Here is a 22,498-nt window from a genome sequence, read left to right as displayed (position 1 = left end):
CACGAACAACCGCTGATCGCGGGGGCCGGTCCGATCGGACCGGCCCCCGCGGTGCGTCGTGCCTCACGCTCCAGCGGCCGAGTCCTTCTCGTCCGGTTCCAGTTCCAGCTCCGGTTCGGGCTCCGCGTCGTCCGGCAGGAAACCAGGAAGCCATTCCTCCAGTTCCTGCCGTAGCCGGACGGTCGCTCCCAGCTGGCACAGCACACCGATCGTGCTCAGGGTCACCCGGTGGATCAGCAGATACGCCGGCGGCAGATTGAGCTGCTTGCCCAGTTGGTGTGCGGGTGAGCGGGGATCGGCGACCCGGGCCGCCTGGTTGCGCATCCAGCCCCGGCTGAAAGTGAACTCGTCGAGCTGCGCCGGCTCGATGATGGGGAGCAGGTAGTCGAGGACTGCGTCCGGATCCAGTTCTATGGACTCCTTGACGAACCCCTCCTCGCGGAGCAGTTCGTAGACGGCCTCCGCCTCGCCGTCGAGGGTCATGCGGAGAGATGCGCCGATCGTCGACGGCAGCCCGTCCGGAAGGCGGTCCACCGTGCCGAAGTCCAGAACACCCAGCCGCCAGCCGCTCCTGTCGGCGGGGCTCTCGGAGTCGTCGGAGCTGCCGGAACTGTCGTCCGGCACGAGGCGGAAGTTCCCCGGATGCGGGTCGGCGTGCAGCAGGCCGGTGCGGGAGGGGCCTGAGAAGAGGAAGCGGGCGAGGAGCTGACCGGCCCGGTCCCGCTCCTCCGGAGTGCCGTCGGTTATCACCTCGGACAGCGGCGTTCCGTCGATCCACTCCGTCACCAGCACCTGTTCGCGCTGGTGGACCACCGCCGGCACCAGCACATCCGGGTCGTCCGCGAACTCCTCCGCGTGCGCCTGCTGCGCCTGTGCCTCCAGGCCGTAGTCGAGCTCCTCGGACACCCGGTCGCGCAGCTCCGCGATGAGCGGCTTGATGTCCATGCCCGGGATCAGCGGCCCCAGCAGCCGGGCGAAACGGCTCAGCTGGTTCAGATCGGACAGCAGGGCTTCGCCCGCCCCCGGGTACTGGACCTTGACCGCGACCTGCCGGCCGTCGTGCCAGACCGCCCGGTGCACCTGTCCGATCGAGGCCGCTGCGGCGGGTTTGTCCTCGAATTCCAGGAACAGCTCCTGCCAGTCCTCGCCCAGCCGCTCGGCCAGCACGGTGTGCACCGTGCGCGTCGGCATCGGCGGGGCCGCTTCCTGGAGCTTGGTGAGCGCGGCGCGATAGGGCCCCGCGACCTCCTCGGGGAGAGCCGACTCGAAGACGGACATGGCCTGCCCGAACTTCATGGCGCCGCCCTTGAGCTCGCCGAGCACCTTGAACAGCTGCTCGGCCGTGCGCTGCTGCAGCTCGCGGCCCACGAGCTCCGCGGACTTGCCGCCGATCCGTTTGCCGAGTCCCCAGGTGGCGCGCCCGGCGAAGCCGAGCGGTAGCGCGGCGAGCTTGGCGGTCCGGGTGACCGCCTTCCGGGGAAGATCAGACATGCGCCCTCCAAGTACCGGACAGCCGTGCCGCGTGCGGCTGTTGCCCGGCCATTGTCTCGTGCGGCCCTTCGTCTTCCGAGGTCTGCTCCCCCTTACCTTTCTCCCCGGGCCCGCAGGGGCATGCGGGATGCTGCCACACCGGGCGGGCGTGCCAGTCGAAACCGGGGACCGAGACCTCCCAGCGGGTTCCCGCACTCGACGGTAGCCCCCCGTCCAGGAAGGCCAGCGCGTGCCCCGCGGCCAGCCCCGCGACCGTGGCCGCCAGGGTCAGATCGCACGCCGGAACCTGGCGGGGCCGCCCGGAGCGCCACTGTGCGAGAAGGCGGGGCCAGGCCGGGTCCCGGTCGGTGCGTCCGCGATCGAGACAGCCCACGCAGGCCGTCTCTCCGGGCAGGACCAGCGGGCCGACGACACCCGTCCCCTCCACGACCCCGGCGAAGAGATGCGGCGTACCGGAGTGGATCAGTGGCTCGAAGGCCGCTGGGTCGGGCGCGTGGACGGCCAGGCCGTCCCGGGGCGCGACGATCACCAGTGAGAGACCCGGGTCGTCGTGCCCGGAAGCGGACCGGGCGCCTCCATGGCGGGGCGGGCGACCGGGGGCCGCTCTGCGCACCGCGCGCCGTGCGGCCTCGTCCCTGCGCTCGCCGACGGACTCCACGGGCAGTCCGCCGGGCGCCACGTCCCACGGCTCGACGCAGCCGCCGTCCTGTACGTCGACCCGGCCCACGCCCGCGCCCGCCAGCGCCGTGGCCAGGACGGCTCCGACTCTGCCCACGCCCCGCACCTGTACGCGCAGTGCGTGGCGGGCCGCAAGCCGGCGCATGGCGTCGCCCGGATCGGGAGCGACGAGGGAGAGGGAGGCGGCATCGGGCCGGAGCCGGTCCAGGACGGCCGGTCTTCCGCGCAGGGCGTCGGCGGCCGGGCCGCCGCCCGTCGCGTCGTCCAGCAGTCCGGCCCGGGACAGCCGCTCCACCAGACCGTCGACATGGCCGTCGGGCAGTCCCATCCGGCGCCCCTCGTCGCGCAGCAGAGGCAGCCCGCGGGTTCCGTCGAGCAAGGTCAGAAAGCTGCCCGTCGCCGTGTCCACCGGGCTCAGCACCATCGCGTGCGCGGGCGCCATCCCGAACTGCACGGTGTTCAGATCCCGCCAGCCGCGCCGCAGCGCGGGCTTCACCATCGGATGCATGCAGCGCCCCCCCGTACGTCCCCATTGGTCGTTCTGGTGTCCCGGTGTCCCGGTGTCCCGGTGCTCCGGTGTGGCGGTAGGCCGGCGGAGTTCGTCCTGCTCCGTCGGTCGAATGCCAGGATGCCCGCATTGCCCGAGGCGTGCCGAAAGTTATCCACAGGTGGTGGATGTTCGTCATACAAATCGAGCGCGTGGGGTGCGGTTCGGCATCGATGCGTACCGGAGACGGGACTTCCACCATGCGCAACCGGTAACGTCGGGGCGTGCCCGCCGACCCACTGCACCGTGCCGGAAACCCACAGCGCAGCACGACGAGCCAGCCGCCGAGCGGCTCGGGGGCGAGCGCGATCGAGGTCCGCAGGAGCGCGCGACGGCGTAGAACGGTCTCCGCGTACCGTGAGGGCGATCGCACCGTCGTGCTCATTCCCGCCCGGATGTCCGAGGCGGAGGAGCAGCGCTGGGTCACCGTCATGCTCGACAAGCTGGCCGCCCAGGAGAACAAGCGGGTGCTCGGCGACACGGAACTGTCCGAGCGTGCCGCACGGCTCTCCGAGCTGTACTTCGGCGGCCGGGCCCGGCCCACGTCGGTGCGCTGGGTCACCAATCAGAACACGCGCTGGGGTTCGTGCACCCCTGCCGAGGGCAGTATCCGACTCTCGCACCGCCTGCAGGGCATGCCCGAGTACGTGGTCGACTACGTACTCGTCCATGAGCTGGCGCATCTGCTCGTACCGGGCCACGGAGCCGATTTCTGGCGGCTCCTGGAGGCCTACCCGCGCACCGAGCGGGCCCGTGGCTACCTCGAAGGAGTCGTGGCAGCCGACCGGCTGCCCCACCTGCCCGCGGCGCGCGGCGAATGAGGCACGGCTGACGGCCTGACGCCGAAGACGTCCGACGGCCCGGCGTCGAACCCCTTGCCCGGACCACCGGAAGCGGGTTTGTGTACCGGGTCTGTACCGGCTTCCGCCACGGCTGGATTTTGCCGTTAGCCTAACGCGACGCACTTGTATTCGGGATGGGGGACGGTCGTTACGCATGGCCAGGGAATTCCAACGCGGCCACAAGGCCAGGATCAGTGACCTCACCGCGGGCACCGATCTGTACGTGGGTGTGCAGATCACCGGCCCGGGGCTGACCTTCGACATCAGCTGCTTCGGTCTGGACGCCGACGAACGGCTTTCGGACGACCGGTACTTCATCTTCTTCAACCAGCCGAAGTCCCCCGAGGAGTCCATTCAGCTCCTCGGCGCGCAGGCGGGCGACACGGAGTCCTTCCGCGTCACCCTCGACAAGATCCCTCCGCGGATCCAGAAACTGTCGTTCACGGCGACCGTCGACGGCGTGGGGCAGATGTCCCAGGCCGCGCCCGGGTACATCCGGATCGTGGCGGGCGGCGAGGAGGTGGCCCGGTACTCGTTCACCGGCGCCGAGTTCTCCACCGAGCGTGCCGTGATGCTGGGTGACTTCTACCTGAAGGACGTCTGGCGGTTCGCCGCGGTCGGGCAGGGCTTCGACGGCGGCCTCGACGCGCTGCTGCTGAACTTCGGCGGCGAGGTCGCCGAGGAGGAGCCGGCCGCCGAGCCCGCGCCGCAGGCCGGTGCCCCGTCGTTCGCGCCGCCGGCCCAGGCCGCCGCGCCGCCCGCGTTCGGTGCCCCCGCGGGCCACGCCGCGCCCGCGCCCACCCCTCCGGCGCCGCAGCCCGCTCAGGGTTTCGCGCCACCTCCGGGCCAGACGCCGCCACCGGCGCCCGCGCCTCCGGTGCACGCCGCGCCGACCATCATCGCGCCCCTGACTCCGCCCGGTGGCGCCCCCGTACCGCCGCCGGCACCCGCGCCGGCGCCGTACGGACAGCCGGGCCAGCAGGCCCCGTACGGCCAGGCCCCCGGCCAGACCGCACCCCTGCCGTCCGGTTACGGACAGCCCCAGGCACCTCAGGCGCCCGCCCCGCCACCCGGCTACGGCGGCCAGCCGGCTCCGCCTCCGGGCTACGGACAGCAGCCGCCGTTCGGTCAGGTGCCGGGTCCGCCCGGCGCACCGGGCGCGCCCGGTGGATACGGAGTGCCGCAGGGCGCTCCCCAGGGCGCTGCCGGTGTCACCGCGGCGCTCCAGGCCTACAAGGAGACGCCCACCGGGCAGCGCTGGACCCAGCAGAACAAGAAGATGGTCCGTGTCGACCTCGGCATGGGCGGCGACCAGGCCGTCCTGGCCCGTCAGGGCAGCATGGTGCTCTACCAGGGCAAGGTCGACTTCAGCTACAAGGGCGCCGGGTTCGCCGGCCGGCTCGTGGGCAACGCGACCGGCCAGGAGATGCAGCTCATGCGCTGTTCGGGCCGTGGCCAGGTCTTCCTCGCGGAGAACGGCGCCATGCTGCACCCCATCGAGCTGCAGGGAGACGCCGTCTGCGTCTCCGCGGAGAACGTCCTGGCCTTCGACGAGACGCTGCAGTACGAGGTCCGTCGCGTCGAGGGGCACGGCATTCCCGGAGGCGCCCTGTTCACGATGCAGTTCCAGGGGACCGGCACGATCGTCGTCAAGACGCGTGGCGTGCCCGTGGTCCTGCCCGTGACACCGACGACGTTCGCCGACTGCAACGCCGTCGTCGCCTGGTCAGCCGCCTCCCAGGTGATCGTTTCCAGCCAGGTGCGGATGCGCCGCAACGCCTATCCGGGCGACACCGGGGAGAGCGTGAACCTGCAGTTCCGCGGTGCGCCAGGCAATTTCATCGTCGTCCAGCCGTACGAGGTCTGAGGGAGCCCGTTTCATGATTCAGCAACTCGCGGGCTTCGCCCCGGCACCCGTTGCCGCGCGCATGGAGAACCACGGCAATCACATGCTCAAGGTCGCCATGCAGACCGGAAACGACCTCCTCGCGCGCGTGGGGTCGATGGTCGCCTACGAAGGGTTCGTCCAGTACGAGCCCAATCCGCCGGCCGTGCGCCAAATCGCCAAGGACTGGATGACCGGCGAGGGCGCTCCGCTGATGAAGTGCTCCGGAGACGGCCTGCTCTACCTCTCCGACTACGGGGCGAACGTCGTCGTCATCAACCTCAACGGCGACGCGATCTCCGTCAACGCCACCAACCTGCTCGCTTTCGACGCCCACCTCACGTGGGGTGTCGAGCGGGTCAAGGGACTGGCGAAGTTCGCGGGCCAGGGCCTGTGGAACACCAAGATCTCCGGACAGGGCTGGGTCGCGCTGACCTCCCGGGGCAAGCCCATCGTCGTCGACTGCGGCGGCGGCGAGGACGAGACGTACGTCGACCCGGACGCGCTCGTCGCCTGGTCCCCGAACCTCAAGGTGAAGGGCAAGCGCAGCTTCAAGGCACAGTCGCTGATAGGGCGAGGCAGCGGCGAGGCCTTCCAGATGGCCTTCTCCGGACAGGGCATCGTCGTCGTCCAGCCCAGCGAGGACAGCACCGACCGCCTCCGGGTACGGGGCTGAGGGGGGACACACACCATGCAGAGTTCGCTTTTCGCCTACAACGACCAGCAGTCCCAGGACCGCTACAGCCTGCAGAACAAGCAGATGCTGCGCGTCCTTCTGGAGGGCCACGACGACGTGCTCGCCCGCAAGGGCACCATGGTCGCCTACCAGGGCCTCGTGGAGTTCGACGCCGAGTACCAGAACTCCGGCCAGCAGCGGTCGCGTGCCCACACCGGTGAGGGCCTCGACCTGATGCGCTGCCACGGACAGGGCACCGTCTTCCTGGCCAACCTCGCCCAGCACATCCATGTGGTGGACGTCGACCAGGACGGCCTCACCGTGGACAGCAGTTACGTCCTGGCGATGGACTCCGCGCTGCACCACGAGGTGATCGCCGTGGACAGCCAGTACGGCATCTCCGGCTCCGGCAAGTACCAGCTCAACATCACCGGGCGCGGCAAGGTCGCCCTGATGACGTCGGGCATGCCCCTGATGCTGCAGGTCACGCCGGACAAGTACGTCAACTGCGACGCGGACGCGATCGTCGCCTGGTCGACGAGTCTGCGCGTACAGATGCAGGCCCAGACGCATTCCTCCGGAGTGTTCCGCCGCCGTGGCAACACGGGGGAGGGCTGGGAGCTCAGCTTCATGGGGCAGGGGTACGCGCTCGTGCAGCCCAGCGAGATGCTGCCGCCGCAGAACGCCGTCATCGGGTCCGGGATCGGGGCCCAGTACGGAGTGGGGCAGCAAGGCGCTCGGGGGCAGAATCAGGGGAATGTCTGGAGCTAGGCCCTCCGGGGGGCGCGGGGAGGGGCCGGTGGACGGGTGCCGGTCCGGTGGGGGCTTGTCGCGCAGTTCCCCGCGCCCCTGACGAGGCACTGTGTAAGGGGCGGTTGCCACGGCAACCGCCCCTTACCCGTCCATCTTCAGAGCCTCGCCCGTGTCGCGTCGAGGAGACGTACGACCGAGTCGTCCGCCACCTGTGTCACCTCGTCGTAGGCGAACCAGCGCAGGTCCAGGGACTCGTCGCTGATCTCCTGGACGGCGCCCGGCTCGGCCACGGCCGCGTACTGGACGTCGAAATGCCAGTGGCAGGGCGCCGGGATGGGATGCCGGTCGAGCCGGACGGGTCCGCCCGGGAGCGGCTTCAGACCCGCGATGCCCGACTCCTCCGCGGCCTCACGCAGGGCCGCGGCCTCCAGGGTGGTGTCCCCGGGCTCGCAGTGGCCGCCCATCTGGAGCCACATCCGCAGCTTCCTGTGGAGCGTCAGCAGCACCCTGCCCTGCTCGGGGTCGATCACGAGGGCGCTCGCCGTGACGTGTCCTGCCGTGCAGGCCTTCCACATGCCGTCCGGATGGGCCTGGAGATGGTCGAGGTAGGCCTGGCGCAGTTCCTCCTGGCCCTCGATGTCCTTCAGGACCAGGACGGCGTCGTCGTACAGGCTCACTTGTCGCTGTCGCCCTTGTCGTCGTTCTTGTCCTCGTCGTTCTTGTCGCGGGGCTCGCTCTCGTCCTTGGTGAGGTTGGGCTTTTCGGGTGAACCGCCCGCTGCCTCGCCGAGCATCTTGTCGAGTTCGGAGAAGTCCAGCTGCTCCCGGTGCACGAAGCCGTCCGGGTCGTCCAGGTCGGAGGCGGTCGGCAGCATGTCCGGGTGCTCCCACAGGTTGTCCCGGCCGTCGACCCCGCGCGCGTCCGTGAGCGAGGCCCACAGGCGCGAGGCGTCCCGCAGTCGGCGCGGACGCAGCTCCAGGCCGATCAGCGTGGCGAAGGTCTGCTCGGCCGGACCGCCCGTGGCGCGGCGGCGGCGCAGCGTCTCGCGCAGCGCGTCGGCGGACGACAGACGAGGCTTGGCGGCCGAGTGGACCACCGCGTCGACCCAGCCCTCGACGAGCGCGAGAGCGGTCTCCAGACGGGCCAGCGCGGCCTTCTGCTCCGGCGTGTCCTCCGGCTGGAACATGCCCTGCTGGAGGGCCTGCTGCAGCTCCTCGGGGTTCTGCGGGTCGAACTGGCCGACCACGTCCTCCAGCTTCGCCGTGTCGACCTTGATCCCGCGTGCGTACCCCTCGACCGCGCCGAACAGATGCGAGCGCAGCCACGGCACGTGGGCGAAGAGCCGCTGGTGGGCGGCCTCGCGCAGGGCGATGTAGAGGCGCACCTCGTCCTGGGCGATCCCCAGGTCCTTGCCGAAGGCCTCGATGTTCAGCGGGAGCAGCGCGGCCTTGCCGGCCGGGCCGAGCGGCAGGCCGACGTCGGACGAGCCGACGACCTCGCCCGCGAGCACGCCGACGGCCTGGCCGATCTGCGTACCGAACATGGCGCCGCCCATGGAGCGCATCATGCCGAGCAGCGGGCCCGCCATAGCCTGCATCTCCTCGGGCAGGACGTCGCCCATGGCCGCGCCGACGCGCTCGGCGACCGGGTCGACGAGCTCCTTCCACACCGGCAGGGTCGCCTCGACCCACTCCGCGCGGCTCCAGGCCACCGCGGAGGTGGCGCCGGACGGCAGTGACGTCGCGTCGTCCAGCCACAGGTCGGCCAGCCGCACCGCGTCCAGGACCGCGGCACGCTCGGAGGGGCCGACGCTGGCGTCCTTCGTGCCGTCGGAGGTGCCCTGGGAGACCGTCTGGCGGGCGATCTGCTTGGCCATGTCCCAGTTCACCGGGCCGCCCTCGTACGAGAGCATCTGGCCCAGTTGCTGGAACGCGGCGCCCAGGTCGTTGGGGTTCAGCGAACCGAACATGGCGGCGAGCGGGTTGTCGCCTCCAGGGCCGCCGGGCCCGAAACCGAACGGGTTGGCAGGTCCCTGACCACCACCGCTCTGCTGGTCCTTCTTCTTGCCCTCGTCGCCGTCGTCCGGCTCCTCCGGCGGAAGGCCGAATCCGAATGGGGTGTCACTCACGGGATTCCTCGGCTGTTAAGGCCGCCGGTTCGCTCCGACGGCGGCTGCCCTGCATCACCACCCAGCGTAGACACCACAACCGGTTCGGGCCTCGGTGCGTCGCCGACTCGACGGCTGCGGCAGGATGGATGCCACCTGGTACGTACGCGTCACTCGCGTTCTTACTGAAGACAACCGCTGGAGACGCCTGGTGAGTTCCCCAGATCCACAGGTTCGCGCAGCGCGAAACCTCTCAACCCACCCGTCACCCGAACATCGGCCCTCACCTGCGTCGCAGCGCGCCGACGGGACATCCGCCGTGCGCGGCCCCGTCGTGGCGATCACCGGTGCCGCGGCCGGGATCGGCGCGATGCTCACCGAGCGGCTCGTCGCCTGCGACGAGATCAAGCAGGTCATCGCCATCGACGAGCGGCGCGGCGAGTGCGCGGGCGCGCAGTGGCACATCCTCGACGTCCGGGACCCGGCCATCGCCGAGAAGCTGCGCGGGGCGGACGTCGTGGTGCACCTGGCCCTCGACCTCGATCTTGAGACGGATCCGGCGGCACGTACGGCGTACAACGTGCGGGGTACCCAGACCGTGCTCACGGCCGCCGCCGCTGCCGGGGTCCACCGCGTCGTGCTGTGCACGTCGGCCATGGTCTACGGAGCGCTGCCCGACAACGAACTGCCCCTCTCCGAGGACGCCGAACTGCGGGCGACCGCCGAGGCCACGGGGGTCGGGGACCTGCTGGAGGTCGAGCGGCTCGCCCGGCGGGCGCCCCGCGCGCATCCCGGGCTCAATGTCACCGTCGTACGCCCCGCCGTGCTCGTCGGAGGCACCGATACCGCGCTGACCAGGTACTTCGAGTCTCCTCGCCTCCTGGTCGTCGCTGGTTCCCGGCCGGTCTGGCAGTTCTGCCACGTCGAGGACCTGTGCGCCGCTCTGGAGTACGCGGCCCTGGAGAAGGTCGACGGAGAGCTTGCCGTCGGGTGCGACGGTTGGCTGGAGCAGGAGGAGGTCGAGGAGCTCAGTGGGATCCGGCGCATGGAACTGCCGTCCGCCGTCGCCCTGGGCGCGGCGGCCCGGCTCCACCGCATCGGGCTCACCCCGTCGCCGGCCGGGGACCTCGCCTACACGATGTATCCCTGGGTGGTCAGCGGGAGCCGGCTGCACGATGCCGGGTGGCGCCCCCGGTGGACCAACGAGGAGGTTCTCGCCGAGCTCCTGGGCGAGGTCGCTGGGCGGCACACCCTCGCCGGACGGCGGCTGGGCCGCAAGGACGCCACGGCGGCGGGAGCCGCGGGAGCGACGGTCGCCCTGCTGGGCACGGCCGCGCTGGTGCGGCGGGCGCGGAAGGCCCGGCGGCGGATCTGACCTGGTGCCGGATCCGCGGCACCTGCCGGGGCGACGGCGCTGCCGGACGCGAACCGGTACCGGTGCCGGTTCCTAGGTGGTGCCGCAACGGGAGGCGTTGCGGCCGGCAGCTCGTGTGCGGTCTTGTGGAAGGCTCCGACCGCCTGCGCGCGTGTACGTGTGAAAGAGCCGTTTCACGGGGCCGACGGGGTGGGGCACGATGGGGGCATGGCACCCATGAGCGACCATCCCGGTGAGCAGGCGGCGCAGGACCCCATCAAGCTTCTGGCGATCCGGGAGACCGACCTCTCCCTGGACGAGGTCTTCCGGGCCGTCGGTGACGACGCCTCCGGAGGGACCGCGCTCTTCGTGGGGACCGTGCGCAACCACGACGGGGGAGCGGACGTCGACGCCCTCGGATACTCCAGCCACCCGAGCGCCGAGGCCGAGATGAGGCGGGTCGCGGAGAAGGTCGTCGCGGAGTACCCCGTGCGGGCGCTCGCCGCGGTCCACCGCGTCGGTGACCTGCGGGTGGGTGATCTCGCCGTGGTCGTCGCCGTCTCCTGCCCGCACCGGGGTGAGGCCTTCGAGGCCTGCCGGAAGCTGATCGACGACCTGAAGCACGAAGTCCCGATCTGGAAGCACCAGAAGTTCTCCGACGGCACGGAGGAATGGGTCGGGGCCTGCTGACCGCTCCGGTTGCGTAACCCGACCCCTGCCGTGAGCGTTGGACAAGCGGATGGTTAATCTGCTGATCAGTCAGTTGTGGTGGTTCATGGGGTTGGGAGGTCGGCATGGCAGCGCTCGCCTGGTTGCTGATTCCGCTTTTCGCCGCGATCGGTGCCGGAGCCTGGGGCAGTTGGGCGGGACGGAACCGCAAGACCATCGGTGACGGCCACGAGCTCGCCGGCTACACCCGCTTCCGCGAGGCCATGGAGAAGTCGCACTCCGACGCCTGACCGGCCGTCGGGCCCCCGGACGGGCGGCCCCGACGGTCCGTTGACAGTGCTGTCCCGTACTGTCGTTCCATGCCACGCCGCACCGCGACGATGCTCGCCTCCACCCTGATGCTGATCGCGCTCCTGTGCGCGGGAGTCTTCATCAATGTGCCGTATTCGGAGATGTCACCGGGTCCGACGGTGAACACGCTCGGCGAGCACGACGGCGAGCCTGTGCTCCGGATCACCGGCCGAAAGACCTACCCGACGAGCGGTCATCTGAACATGACCACCGTCCGGGTCACCAGCGCCGACTACAACATGAACCTCGTCGAAGCCGTGTACGGCTGGCTGGCACACGACAACAAGGTGGTTCCGCACGACACGCTCTACCCCGACGGCAAGACGGAGGAGCAGTCGACGCAGGAGAACGCCGAGGAGTTCAGCCAGTCCCAGGAGAGCGCCAAGGTCGCCGCGCTCAAGGAGGTCGGCATCCCGGTGAAGTCCTGGGTGATCGTCTCCACCGTCGTCAAGGACACCCCCGCCGAGGGCAGGCTGCACGCCGGTGACGTGATCAAGGCCGTCGACGGCACGCAGGTGAAGGCGTTCGGCGACGTCGCGAAGCTGGTCACCAAGCACAAGGCCGGCGAAAAGGTCGTCTTCACGATAGTGCCCGCCAAGGAACAGGCCGCCGCTCTGAAAGAGAAGAAGACGGCGACCAGGACCGAGGAGATCACGCTCACCACCGCCAAGTCCCACGACAGCGGCGAGGACCGCGCGATCGTCGGCATCGAGGCGGGGACCGACCACAGCTTCCCGTTCACCATCGACATCAAGCTCGCCGACGTCGGCGGCCCCAGCGCCGGTCTGATGTTCGCCCTCGGCATCGTCGACAAACTGACCCCGGGGACCCTCACCGGCGGCAAGTTCGTCGCCGGCACCGGCACGATCACCGACGAGGGCAAGGTGGGCCCGATCGGCGGTATCGAGATGAAGACCGTCGGCGCCCGCGCCAAGGGGGCCCAGTACTTCCTGACGCCGAAGGACAACTGCGCGGCCGCCGCCCGTGACATCCCCGACGGGCTCACGCTCGTCAAGGTCGACACCATCGACGACGCGGTGGGCGCCCTCAAGGACATCCGTGCCGGCGACACGGACGACCTGCCGAAATGCGCCTAGGACACCAGGTCCGGGCGCACCGGCAGGCCGTGCACGCCCGGACTACTCCGCGAACGTCGCCGTGAGCGCGTCGGCCAGCCCCGGCACCAGGTCGGAGCCGGTGAGCACGTCGTTCGCCGAGTCCTTCTCGCGCAGCCGCAGTGCTGAATCACGCTTCCCGCCCCGCAGTACCGCGACGGTCATCCGGACCTCCTGGCGCTCGGGGTGCTCGGCGACCCATTTGGCCAGCCGCTTCTCGTCGAGGCCGTCCGGTACGGACGCCTCCGCGGACGGCGGCAGCATCAGCCGCTCCACGGACAGCGCGCAGCCGACCACCGAGTCCGGCCAGGCGATGGTGCCCAGGAACTCGTCCAGCGGGCTGCCCGCGGGAATCTCCTCCTGCTCGATAGGGGTGAGGGTGCCGTCGGGCACGTCTTCGGTCAGACCCAGCCGCTCGGCGAGTCCGGGTTCCTGAGAACGCAGACGGCCGGTGTCGACGAGGGCGAAGAGCCGGGCGGGCTGATCCCAGCCGAGGCCCGCGACGTACTCGTCGATTTCGAGTGCGGCGCGGGTGAGCGGACCGGCCGCCATGGGGGTGCCTGAGGAGGCGGTGTTGGACATGGTCACAATCCTGCCTCGTTCGGCCCCCGAACCGGGAACCGAGTAAAGCATTAGTAAGTTGCATAGATGGGGTCCGGCGTTTGCAGGGCCCCCGGATTCCAACAGCGAACTTCGAGGTGCGCACCTTGGCTTTCCAGATGCCGGACCGCGGCGGAGGCCCGACAGGGCCGCGGATGAGAGTGGGCCGACCGTCCCGGCGCGTCCGGACCCTGCTCATGACACTGGGCGTACTGGCCGTGCTGGCCATGGCCTTCGTCATGTTCGCGGGGTTCTGGACGGACTGGCTCTGGTACCGGTCGGTGAAGTACTCGTCGGTCTTCACGACCACGCTGTGGACCAAGATCGGTCTGTTCTTCGTCTTCGGACTGCTGATGGCCGTGGCCGTCGGTGTGAACATCTGGCTGGCCCACCGTCTGAGGCCGCCGCTCAGCGCCATGTCGATGGAGCAGCAGAGCCTCGACCGGTACCGGATGAGCGTGGCCCCGTACAAGAAGTGGATTCTTCTCGGGATCACCTCGCTGGTCGGGCTGATCGCGGGAGCCTCCGCGGCCGGCCAGTGGCGTACGTGGCTCATGTGGGTGAACGGAGTGCCCTTCAACCAGAAGGACCCCCAGTTCCACCTCGACGTGTCCTTCTACGCGTTCGACCTGCCCTGGTACCGCTTCATGCTGGGCTTCGGCTTCGCGGCCGCGATCCTCTCCCTGATCGCCGCGGCGCTGACGCACTACCTGTACGGCGGACTGCGCGTCACCAGTCCCGGAGCGCGCGCCACGGCGGCGGCCACCGGCCATCTGTCGGTGCTGCTGGGCATCTTCGTCGCACTGAAGGCGGTGGCGTACTGGCTCGACCGGTACGGCCTCGCGGTGAAGTCCAGTGACTTCAAGGCGACCGGCAACTGGACGGGCCTGAGGTACGTCGACGCCAACGCCTACCTGCCGGCCAAGACGATCCTCTTCTGCATCGCGGTCATCTGCGCCCTGCTGTTCTTCGCCACCCTGTGGCGGCGCACCTGGCAGCTGCCCGTCATCGGCTTCGGCCTGATGGTGCTCTCCGCGATCCTCATCGGCGGTCTGTACCCGGCGATCGTGCAGAAGTTCCAGGTCCAGCCGAACGAGCAGGCCAAGGAAGCGCCGTACGTCGAGAAGAACCTCAAGGCGACCCGCGACGCGTACGGCATCACGGGCACCGAGGTCACCGAGTACGCGGGCACGAGCACGACCAAGGACAAGACCAAGTTGCGCGACGACGCCGACGGCGCCGCGAGCATCAGGCTCCTGGACCCGAACGTCGTCTCGCCCACGTTCCAGCAGCTCCAGCAGGTCCGTAATTACTACGCGTTCCCGTCGAACCTCGACGTCGACCGCTACAGCAAGGACGGCAAGGACCAGGACACCGTCATCGGTCTGCGCGAGCTGAACCTGCAGGGCATCCCGAAGAGCAACTGGATCAACAACCACTTCCGTTACACGCACGGCTTCGGAGTGGTCGCGGCCAAGGGCACCAACGCCGACGCCGAGGGACGCCCGGAGTTCACCGAGTACGACCTGCCGTCCAAGGGCGACCTCGGCGAGTACCAGCAGCGGATCTACTACGGCGAGAAGACCAGCCAGTACTCGATCGTCGGCGGTCCCCAGAAGGAGATCGACTACTCCGACGACACCGGTGAGAAGACGACCAGTTACAAGGGCAAGAGCGGCGTCAACCTCTCCAGCCCGGTCAACCGGGCGGCGTACGCGGTGGCGTTCAGCGAGCCGCAGATCCTCTACTCCGGCGCGATCGGTGAGGGCTCGCGGATCCTCTACAACCGCACGCCCAAGGAGCGCGTCGAGGCGGTGGCCCCCTGGCTGACCATCGACGGCGACGCCTATCCCGCGGTCGTCGGCGACAAGATCGAGTGGATCGTCGACGCGTACACGACGACGAACGGCTACCCGTACGCCTCGCGCACCACGCTCGGGGACACGACGGCCGACTCGCTCACCGCGGCCAACAACCAGCGGGCGGTGGTGGCCCAGCAGAACCAGGTCAACTACATCCGCAACTCGGTGAAGGCGACCGTCGACGCGTACACCGGCAAGGTCACGCTCTACGAGTGGGACACCAAGGACCCGGTCCTGAAGACCTGGAAGAAGGCCTTCCCCGGGACGGTGAAGCCGAAGGGCGACATCCCGCAGGCCCTCATGGACCATCTGCGGTACCCGCAGGACCTGTTCAAGGTCCAGCGCGAGCTGCTGACCCGCTACCACGTGAAGGACGCCGAGACGTTCCTCAGCGGCAGCGAGGTGTGGCAGGTGCCGGACGACCCGACCAACAAGTCGGGCAACGCGGTACCGCCGTACTACCTCAGCATGAAGATGCCGGGTGAGCAGTCGCAGGCGTTCTCCCTGACGACGACGCTCACTCCGAACGGCCGGGACAACCTCAGCGCCTTCATGTCGGTCAACGCCGAAGCCGGCACGAGCGACTACGGCAAGATCAACATCCTGAAGCTGCCGACCGGCAGAACGGTCGACGGGCCGAAACGGGTGCAGAGCCAGTTCAACTCCGAACCGTCCATCGCCGAGTCCATCAGGCTCCTCAGAGGTGGTGACTCGGAAGTCGAGTACGGCAACCTGCTGACGGTGCCGCTCGACGGCGGACTGCTCTATGTGGAGCCGGTCTACGTACGCGGTGGTGGACTGAAGTACCCGCTGCTGCGGAAGGTGCTGGTGACCTACGGAGGCGCGACGGCCTTCGAGGACACGCTGGGTGAGGCGCTCGACAAGGTCTTCGGAGCGGAGGGTTCGACCGTCGAACCGCCGGACGAGGACGAGACGAAACCGCCGCCGACATCCAGTGATCCGACGGTCCAGGAAGCGCTCGACGACGCCCAGAAGGCCTTCGACGACGGCCAGGAAGCCCTCAAGAAGGGCGACTGGGAGGCGTACGGAACGGCGCAGAAGGACCTGGAGGACGCGCTCAAGAAGGCTGAGGACGCACAGGCCGCGGCCGACAAGAAGGCGGGCGGCAGCGACAAGGCCGGCGACTCGGGCGACAAGAAGACCGAGGAGAGCGCCAAGCCCAGCAGCAGTCCGAGCAGCAGCAAGAGTCCGGACAGCAGCTGAGCAGAGGTGAGTCAGGAGCCACCCTCGCGCCGTGGTACGGTTTGAACACAACGGCGCGGGGTGGAGCAGCTCGGTAGCTCGCTGGGCTCATAACCCAGAGGTCGCAGGTTCAAATCCTGTCCCCGCTACTGATGTCGAAGGACCCGGATCCTCACAGGATCCGGGTCCTTCTGCGTGTGCGGACGGTCAGCCCGGTGTGCGAAGACGCCCCTCGTTCACCAGTGCTGCCGCGGTGAAGGCCGCGCCGGACGGAGGGAGTTGGGTGAACTGTGTTTCACTTGTCTCTCTGTGGGCATGTCGACAAAACGCTGAAGTGACCTCACTGGCTGCGGTATACCAGGTGTACCCAGGTTGCAGGTGGTGCGACGATGGACGTTATGGGGGACAAGGCAACTCTGTTGGATACAGGGCGGTTTGTGCAGCCTTCCGACCGGGACGAGACCGGTGAGGCTGTGGAGGAGGCTCGTCAACGGCTCGCCGCGGAACAGGGCGACGCCGAGGCGATGAGTGTCCTCGGAGCCATGCTGCTCCGCCGTGGTGATCTTGACGGAGCCGAGCCGCAGCTGCGCGCTGCCACCGCGGCCGGTGACCGGGCCGCCGCCAACAACCTCGGTGTCCTCCTGCACCAGCGCGGCTACGCGGAGGAGGCCGCCGGATGGTGGCGGATCGCCGCCGTCGCCGGCTCCGCGGCCGCCGCGCACGCACTGGGCCGCCACCACCGTGAGCGCGGCGACGAGCCCGCCGCCGAGTACTGGCTGCGCCAGTCCGCCGAGCAGGGCCACGCCCTGGGCGCCTACGCGCTCGCCGACCTCCTGGAGCACCGTGGCGACCCCCGCGCCGCGGACTGGATGCGGGCCGCCGCCGAGCGAGGACACCGCGAGGCCGCCTACCGGCTCGCGCGGGCACTGGACCGTACGGCCGGGCAGGCGGACGGGGCCGCTCCCGGCAGCGGTGTCGCCGAGACCGTGGGGTCCGCGGGTGAAGCCGCCGAACAGTGGTACAGGCAGGCCGCCGCGCGCGGTCACCGCCGGGCCGCGCTGCACCTCGGGGCGATCCTGGAGAGGCGCGGCGAGCTCAAGGAGGCGGGGCGCTGGTATCTCACCTCCGCCAAGGACGGCGAGGCGCGGGCCGCCTGCGCGCTGGGATTCCTGCTGCGGGACGCGGGCGACACCGAGAGCGCGGCCGTGTGGTGGCTGCGCGCAGCCCAGGACGGCGACGGGAACGCCGCCAACGCCCTGGGCGCGCTGCACGCCGAGCGTGGCGAGACGCAGACCGCCGAGCGGTGGTACCGGGCCGCGATGGACGCGGGCGACGTGAACGGCGCGTACAACCTCGGGCTGCTCTGCTCCGAGCAGTCGCGGACCGCCCAGGCCGAGCAGTGGTACCGGCGGGCTGCGTACGCGGGGCACCGCGAGGCGTCGAACGCCCTGGCCATCCTGCTGCTGCAGGTCGGTGACGCCGCCGGGGCCGAGCCGTGGTTCTCCAAGGCCGCGGAGGCCGGCAGCGTCGACGCGGCGTTCAACCTCGGCATCCTGCACGCCGGCCGAGGTGAGGACGCGGCGGCGCTGCGGTGCTACGAGCGGGCCGCCGCGGCCGGTCACACCGAGGCCGCGCTCCAGGTCGGCATCGCCAGGCTGCGGGACGGCGACGAGTCGGCCGCCGAGCGGCACCTGCGGTGCGCCGCGGGAGGCGGCAGCGCGGAAGGGGCGTACCGGCTGGCGACCGTGCTCGACGCGCGGCGCCCGCCCGCGCCCGAACACGAGCTGGGCGAGCCGGCCACCGAGAAGAGCGAGTGCGAGGAGTGGTACGAGCGGGCCGCGTCCCAGGGGCACCGGCGGGCCCAGGTGCGGGTGGGCATGCTCGCGTCCGCGCGCGGGGACGTCGTGGAAGCGGCCAGGTGGTACCGGGAGGCGGCGGAGGCGGGGTCACGGAACGGGGCGTTCAACCTGGGGCTGCTGCTGGCGCGGGAGGGGAGTGAGCCCGAGGCCGCGCTGTGGTGGACCCGGGCCGCCGATGCGGGGCATGGGCGGGCGGCGTTGCGGCTCGCCCTTGTCTACGCGCGTCGGGGGGAGCTGGCGGAGGGGCAGCGGTGGGCCGATCGGGCGGTGTCCCTCGGGCCGGGGGAGGTTTCTGAGCGGGCTGCTCGGTTGCGGGACGCTTTGCGGCAGGAGTTGTCGGCGTAACCCTCCGGGGGGGCGGGGGAGGGGGCGGGTGGGGTGGTGGGGTTTCGCCCCGGCCGCCCCTACCCGTTCCCGTCCATGTAGGGGGCTGCGCCCCTCGCCCCCGTATCGCGCTTCGCGCTCGTCCTCAAGCGCCGGACGGGCTGAAGACTCGCGGACGGGCTGGAAGGTTCGCGGGCGGGCTGAAAGGGTGCCGGTGGCCTGGTGGGGAGTCGTTGGAATAGTGATTTGCGCTGGTCGGGTGGGGTGACGTACTGTTCAGTCATCGCCGCGGGGTGGAGCAGCTCGGTAGCTCGCTGGGCTCATAACCCAGAGGTCGCAGGTTCAAATCCTGTCCCCGCTACTGAAGACCGAGGGCCCGGAACCAGATCATTGGTTCCGGGCCCTCGGTGTTGTGCGTGGCTCCGGGAGTCACGCGGAGGACGGAGTCGTCAGGCGGCTGCCGCGCAGTTCGGGCAGAGGCCTCGGTATGTCACCTCTACGTTCGAGACCGTGAAGCCGAAGCGCTCGGAGTCGGGGAGGTCCGCCAGCGGGTTGCCGTCCGGGTGCACGTCCTTGATCGCTCCGCACTGGGCGCAGACCAGGTGGTGGTGCGGCCGGTGGGCGTTCGGGTCGTACCGCTTGGCGCGCTTGTCCGTGGCGACCTCCAGCACCTCGCCGAGCGAGACCAGCTCGCCCAGGGTGTTGTAGACGGTCGCCCGGGAGATCTCCGGGAGCCGCACCACGGCGCGCGCGTGTACCTCGTCGGCCGTCAGGTGGACGTGGTCCCCGTTCAGGACCTCGGCCACGACGCGCCGCTGCGCGGTCATGCGCCAGCCGCGTCCGCGCAGTCGTTCCAACAGGTCGCTCATACGCACAGCTTAACAGCCTGCTGGACCAGAACCCGAACAGGTGTGACTTTGGAGCTTGGATTGACTTAGACAAAGTCTATTGTAGGATCGAGCTCGGCTCTGGCTCAGGGTCGGGCCGAGAGACAGGACTGGCAAGGAATGACGCAGGAGGCGCACGTGACGCAGGGACCGCTTACGACGGAGGCCGGCGCGCCGGTGGCCGACAACCAGAACAGCGAGACCGCGGGCATCGGCGGCCCGGTCCTCGTCCAGGACCAGCTCCTGCTGGAGAAGCTCGCGCACTTCAACCGCGAGCGCATCCCGGAGCGGGTCGTGCACGCCCGTGGCGCCGGCGCCTACGGCACGTTCACCGTCACCGCCGATGTCACCGGGTACACGCGCGCCGGGTTCCTCTCGGAGGTCGGCAAGCAGACCGAGACCTTCCTGCGCTTCTCCACCGTGGCCGGCAACCTCGGCTCGGCCGACGCCGTCCGTGACCCGCGCGGCTGGGCGCTGAAGTTCTACACCGAGGAGGGCAACTACGACCTCGTCGGCAACAACACCCCGGTGTTCTTCGTCAAGGACGCCATCAAGTTCCCCGACTTCATCCACACGCAGAAGCGCGACCCCTACACGGGCTCGCAGGAAGCCGACAACGTGTGGGACTTCTGGGGGCTGAGCCCCGAGAGCACACATCAGGTGACCTGGCTTTTCGGTGACCGCGGCATCCCGGCCTCGTACCGTCACATGAACGGGTACGGCTCGCACACCTACCAGTGGAACAACGAGGCCGGCGAGGTCTTCTGGGTCAAGTACCACTTCAAGACCGACCAGGGCATCAAGAACCTGACCACAGAGGAAGCGGTGAAGGTCTCGGGGCTCGACCCCGACTCGCACCAGCGTGACCTGCGCGAGTCGATCGAGCGCGGCGACTTCCCGTCCTGGACCGTGCAGGTGCAGATCATGCCGGCGGCCGACGCGGCGGGCTACCGCTTCAACCCGTTCGACCTCACCAAGGTGTGGCCGCACGAGGACTACCCGCCGATCGAGATCGGGAAGCTGGAGCTCGACCGCAACCCGGAGAACATCTTCGCCGAGGTCGAGCAGAGCGTCTTCAGCCCCGCGCACTTCGTGCCGGGCATCGGGCCCTCGCCCGACAAGATGCTCCAAGGCCGCCTCTTCGCGTACGGGGACGCCCACCGCTACCGCGTCGGCGTCAACGCCGACCACCTGCCGGTGAACCGTCCGCACGCCACCGAGGCGCGTACCAACTCCCGTGACGGCTTCCTGTACGACGGCCGTCACAAGGGGGCGAAGAACTACGAGCCGAACAGCTTCGGCGGGCCCGTCCAGACGGACCGGCCGCTGTGGCAGCCCCTCCCCGTCACCGGCGTCACCGGCAACGGCGAGGCGCCCGTCCACGCCGAGGACAACGACTTCGTACAGGCGGGCAACCTCTACCGTCTGATGTCCGAGGGCGAGCAGGAGCGGCTGATCGGCAACCTGGCGGGCTTCATCGCCCAGGTCTCGCGCGACGACATCGCCGCGCGGGCGATCGGCAACTTCCGGCAGGCCGACGAAGACTTCGGCAAGCGGCTGGACGCCGCGGTCCAGGCCCTGCGCGGCTGACACCAGCACTGGATCGCTTGCCGTAGAGAGCGGGCCGGATTCCCTCGTACCGGGGAGCCGGCCCGCTCACCTTTTCTCAGGCGGGAGCGGGCTGACGCAGTGGTGCCCAGCAGCGGATGATGTCGCGGACCGACACGATGCCGACCGGTTCGCCCCGGTCGAGGACGATGAGGTGACGGAAGCCGCCGTGGGCCATCGCCCTGGCGGCCTCGTCCAGCGTCCAGGTCGGGGCCGCGAAGACCACGTCGGTGGTCGTGTGCGCGTGCGCCCGCTCGGTGTCCGGGTTCTGGCCCAGGCCTACGGAGTTGAGGATGTCGCGCTCGGTGAGGATGCCGATCCCGATGCCGTCGGGATCGAGGACCACGGCCGCCCCGATGCGGCGCGCGGCCATCAGGGTGGAGGCCTTCCGGAGGGTGTGGGCGGGGCCGATGGTGAGGACCACCGTGCTCATGGCGTCGCGGACGAGCATGGACGGAGCCACCTCCTACGAATCCGTTCGTTAACGAATTCACAAGTTCACAAGTGGGGGGACTCTCAGAGTCGCAGTTAAAGGGAGGGTCAACAAGAGGGCGTACGGGGCCGGTTCGGGGCGCGTGGCGGGCCCTCCGTGACCCGGACGATCCCACGCGCCCCACGAGCGCCGAGCGGGTACGTCGACCAGTACTGCCGGTACTGCCAGTACTGCCGGTACTGCCGGTACTGCCGGTACTGCCAGTACTGCCAGTACTGCCAGTACTGCCAGTACCGCTAGTACCGCTGGTTCAAGTAGCCCAGCAGTTCGTCGTGGAGGATGCCGTTCGAGGCCGCCGCGTTGCCGCTGTGCGGGCCCGGGCGGCCGTCGAGTCCCGTGAAGGAGCCGCCCGCCTCGGTCACCACGATCGCGGTGGCCGCCATGTCCCAGAGCGAGAGTTCGGGCTCCGCGCAGATGTCGACCGAGCCCTCGGCGACCATCATGTAGGGCCAGAAGTCGCCGTACGCGCGCGTGCGCCACACCTCCCGGGACAGGTCCAGGAAGCCGTCCAGCAGGCTGCGTTCCTCCCAGCCGCTCAGCGAGGAGTACGCGAAAGAGGCGTCCTTCATCTGCGAGACCTGGGAGACCTTCAGGCGGGACGCGGACGACAGGCTGCGGCCGGTGAAGGCGCCGTGGCCCTTCGAGGCCCACCAGCGGCGGGCGAGCGCGGGTGCGGAGACCACGCCGACGACCGGCTGGTAGCCGCCCTCGCCCGCCTCCATCAGCGCGATCAGGGTGGCCCAGACGGGGACTCCGCGTACGTAGTTCTTGGTGCCGTCGATCGGGTCGATCACCCAGCGGCGGGGGCCCGTGCCCTCGACCCCGTACTCCTCGCCCAGGATCGCGTCCCGTGGCCGTGCCCGTCCGAGGTGGCCGCGGATCAGTTCCTCGGCGGCCTTGTCGGCCTCGCTGACCGGGGTCATGTCCGGCTTGGTCTCGACCTTGAGGTCGAGGGCCTTGAACCGGTCCATCGTCGCGGCGTCGGCGGCGTCCGCCAGGACGTGGGCTAGGCGCAGGTCATCGCGATAGTCGGGCATGGGGGAACGGTACCGCTCCGGGGGGTGCGGCTATAGGGCTGGGGTTGTGGAGAGGGGGTGGGGGTGGGGTGAGGCGGGGCGGGGCGGTTGTCGGGTGCGGGTCGGTTGTGGCTGGCCGCGCAGTTCCCCGCGCCCCTGAAAAGCTGCGCAGTTCCCC

Annotated in this window: 19 protein-coding genes and 2 tRNA genes; 13 read left to right on the top strand and 8 right to left on the bottom strand. The window is 69.9% G+C overall.

Going from position 1 to position 22,498, the window contains the following annotated elements:
• Positions 1 to 63 precede the first annotated feature (63 nt).
• Together C6Y14_RS30720 and C6Y14_RS30715 are read right to left on the bottom strand one after the other, a co-directional pair.
• Positions 64 to 1,491 carry an ABC1 kinase family protein gene (locus C6Y14_RS30720; protein WP_107020141.1) on the bottom strand — a complete coding sequence of 476 codons (1,428 nt, stop codon included), beginning with the start codon at positions 1,489 to 1,491 and terminating at the stop codon, positions 64 to 66.
• Entirely contained in the window at positions 1,484 to 2,677 is a 1,194-nt protein-coding gene (locus C6Y14_RS30715) for a TOMM precursor leader peptide-binding protein (RefSeq protein ID WP_107020140.1), read from the bottom strand. The genes C6Y14_RS30720 and C6Y14_RS30715 overlap by 8 nt, the downstream gene beginning before the upstream one ends.
• Positions 2,678 to 2,940: 263 nt before the next feature.
• On the opposite strand from C6Y14_RS30715, the gene C6Y14_RS30710 reads away from it, so the two are divergent.
• From C6Y14_RS30710 to C6Y14_RS30695, 4 genes are all read left to right on the top strand, one after another.
• On the top strand, positions 2,941 to 3,537 hold the full coding sequence (locus tag C6Y14_RS30710) for a M48 metallopeptidase family protein (protein ID WP_107020139.1): 597 nt from the start codon (positions 2,941 to 2,943) through the stop codon (positions 3,535 to 3,537).
• Positions 3,538 to 3,712: 175 nt separating this feature from the next.
• The gene (locus C6Y14_RS30705; protein ID WP_107020138.1) at positions 3,713 to 5,425 is read left to right on the top strand and encodes a TerD family protein; all 1,713 of its coding nucleotides are present in this window, start codon (positions 3,713 to 3,715) and stop codon (positions 5,423 to 5,425) included.
• Between the two features lie 13 nt (positions 5,426 to 5,438).
• A complete protein-coding gene (locus tag C6Y14_RS30700; protein ID WP_107020137.1) occupies positions 5,439 to 6,119 on the top strand; it encodes an AIM24 family protein in 681 nt (226 codons plus the stop codon).
• Between the two features lie 15 nt (positions 6,120 to 6,134).
• On the top strand, positions 6,135 to 6,890 hold the full coding sequence (locus C6Y14_RS30695; protein WP_107020136.1) for an AIM24 family protein: 756 nt from the start codon (positions 6,135 to 6,137) through the stop codon (positions 6,888 to 6,890).
• Between the two features lie 137 nt (positions 6,891 to 7,027).
• Here C6Y14_RS30695 and C6Y14_RS30690 read toward each other — a convergent pair whose 3' ends face one another.
• Both C6Y14_RS30690 and C6Y14_RS30685 read right to left on the bottom strand, forming a co-directional pair.
• Complete coding sequence (locus C6Y14_RS30690; RefSeq protein ID WP_107020135.1) at positions 7,028 to 7,549, bottom strand: NUDIX hydrolase; 522 nt, start codon at positions 7,547 to 7,549, stop codon at positions 7,028 to 7,030.
• A complete protein-coding gene (locus C6Y14_RS30685; RefSeq protein WP_107020134.1) occupies positions 7,546 to 9,000 on the bottom strand; it encodes a zinc-dependent metalloprotease in 1,455 nt (484 codons plus the stop codon). The genes C6Y14_RS30690 and C6Y14_RS30685 overlap by 4 nt, the downstream gene beginning before the upstream one ends.
• 190 nt (positions 9,001 to 9,190) lie before the next feature.
• Between C6Y14_RS30685 and C6Y14_RS30680 the strand changes: the two genes are divergently transcribed.
• From C6Y14_RS30680 to C6Y14_RS30670, 4 genes are all read left to right on the top strand, one after another.
• On the top strand, positions 9,191 to 10,354 hold the full coding sequence (locus C6Y14_RS30680) for an SDR family oxidoreductase (protein WP_107020133.1): 1,164 nt from the start codon (positions 9,191 to 9,193) through the stop codon (positions 10,352 to 10,354).
• A 207-nt stretch (positions 10,355 to 10,561) separates the two neighbouring features.
• Positions 10,562 to 11,023: a molybdenum cofactor biosynthesis protein MoaE gene (locus C6Y14_RS30675; RefSeq protein WP_107020132.1), complete on the top strand. Its 462-nt coding sequence runs from the start codon at positions 10,562 to 10,564 to the stop codon at positions 11,021 to 11,023.
• A gap of 104 nt (positions 11,024 to 11,127) precedes the next feature.
• Positions 11,128 to 11,292 carry a hypothetical protein gene (locus tag C6Y14_RS44665; protein ID WP_189773698.1) on the top strand — a complete coding sequence of 55 codons (165 nt, stop codon included), beginning with the start codon at positions 11,128 to 11,130 and terminating at the stop codon, positions 11,290 to 11,292.
• Between the two features lie 69 nt (positions 11,293 to 11,361).
• Complete coding sequence (locus tag C6Y14_RS30670) at positions 11,362 to 12,450, top strand: YlbL family protein (RefSeq protein ID WP_107020131.1); 1,089 nt, start codon at positions 11,362 to 11,364, stop codon at positions 12,448 to 12,450.
• Positions 12,451 to 12,492: 42 nt separating this feature from the next.
• On the opposite strand, the gene C6Y14_RS30665 is transcribed toward C6Y14_RS30670, so the two are convergent.
• Positions 12,493 to 13,050: a PPA1309 family protein gene (locus C6Y14_RS30665; RefSeq protein ID WP_199854920.1), complete on the bottom strand. Its 558-nt coding sequence runs from the start codon at positions 13,048 to 13,050 to the stop codon at positions 12,493 to 12,495.
• Positions 13,051 to 13,187: 137 nt separating this feature from the next.
• Between C6Y14_RS30665 and C6Y14_RS30660 the strand changes: the two genes are divergently transcribed.
• The 4 genes from C6Y14_RS30660 to C6Y14_RS30645 all read left to right on the top strand — a co-directional run bounded on the left by C6Y14_RS30660 (position 13,188) and on the right by C6Y14_RS30645 (position 18,677).
• A complete protein-coding gene (locus C6Y14_RS30660; RefSeq protein ID WP_107020129.1) occupies positions 13,188 to 16,154 on the top strand; it encodes a UPF0182 family membrane protein in 2,967 nt (988 codons plus the stop codon).
• A gap of 54 nt (positions 16,155 to 16,208) precedes the next feature.
• A tRNA-Met gene (locus tag C6Y14_RS30655) sits at positions 16,209 to 16,282 on the top strand.
• Between the two features lie 240 nt (positions 16,283 to 16,522).
• Positions 16,523 to 18,337: an SEL1-like repeat protein gene (locus C6Y14_RS30650; protein ID WP_107020128.1), complete on the top strand. Its 1,815-nt coding sequence runs from the start codon at positions 16,523 to 16,525 to the stop codon at positions 18,335 to 18,337.
• Positions 18,338 to 18,603: 266 nt separating this feature from the next.
• Positions 18,604 to 18,677 (top strand) — tRNA-Met (locus C6Y14_RS30645).
• Positions 18,678 to 18,765: 88 nt separating this feature from the next.
• Here the strand turns inward: C6Y14_RS30645 and C6Y14_RS30640 are convergent.
• Positions 18,766 to 19,185, bottom strand: coding sequence for a Fur family transcriptional regulator (locus tag C6Y14_RS30640; RefSeq protein ID WP_107020127.1), 420 nt, complete (start codon positions 19,183 to 19,185; stop codon positions 18,766 to 18,768).
• A gap of 156 nt (positions 19,186 to 19,341) precedes the next feature.
• Here C6Y14_RS30640 and C6Y14_RS30635 point away from each other — a divergent pair, with 156 nt between their 5' ends.
• On the top strand, positions 19,342 to 20,793 hold the full coding sequence (locus C6Y14_RS30635) for a catalase (protein ID WP_213084359.1): 1,452 nt from the start codon (positions 19,342 to 19,344) through the stop codon (positions 20,791 to 20,793).
• Positions 20,794 to 20,869: 76 nt separating this feature from the next.
• On the opposite strand, the gene C6Y14_RS30630 is transcribed toward C6Y14_RS30635, so the two are convergent.
• Both C6Y14_RS30630 and hisN read right to left on the bottom strand, forming a co-directional pair.
• The gene (locus C6Y14_RS30630) at positions 20,870 to 21,262 is read right to left on the bottom strand and encodes a CBS domain-containing protein (RefSeq protein WP_107020125.1); all 393 of its coding nucleotides are present in this window, start codon (positions 21,260 to 21,262) and stop codon (positions 20,870 to 20,872) included.
• Between the two features lie 278 nt (positions 21,263 to 21,540).
• The gene (gene hisN / locus C6Y14_RS30625) at positions 21,541 to 22,341 is read right to left on the bottom strand and encodes a histidinol-phosphatase (RefSeq protein ID WP_107020124.1); all 801 of its coding nucleotides are present in this window, start codon (positions 22,339 to 22,341) and stop codon (positions 21,541 to 21,543) included.
• Positions 22,342 to 22,498: the final 157 nt, after the last annotated feature.

Origin of the sequence: Streptomyces dioscori, from assembly GCF_003024195.1 — a bacterium.
Classification (GTDB): Bacteria; Actinomycetota; Actinomycetes; order Streptomycetales; family Streptomycetaceae; genus Streptomyces; species Streptomyces dioscori.
This window is presented reverse-complemented; position numbering and strand designations above follow the sequence as displayed.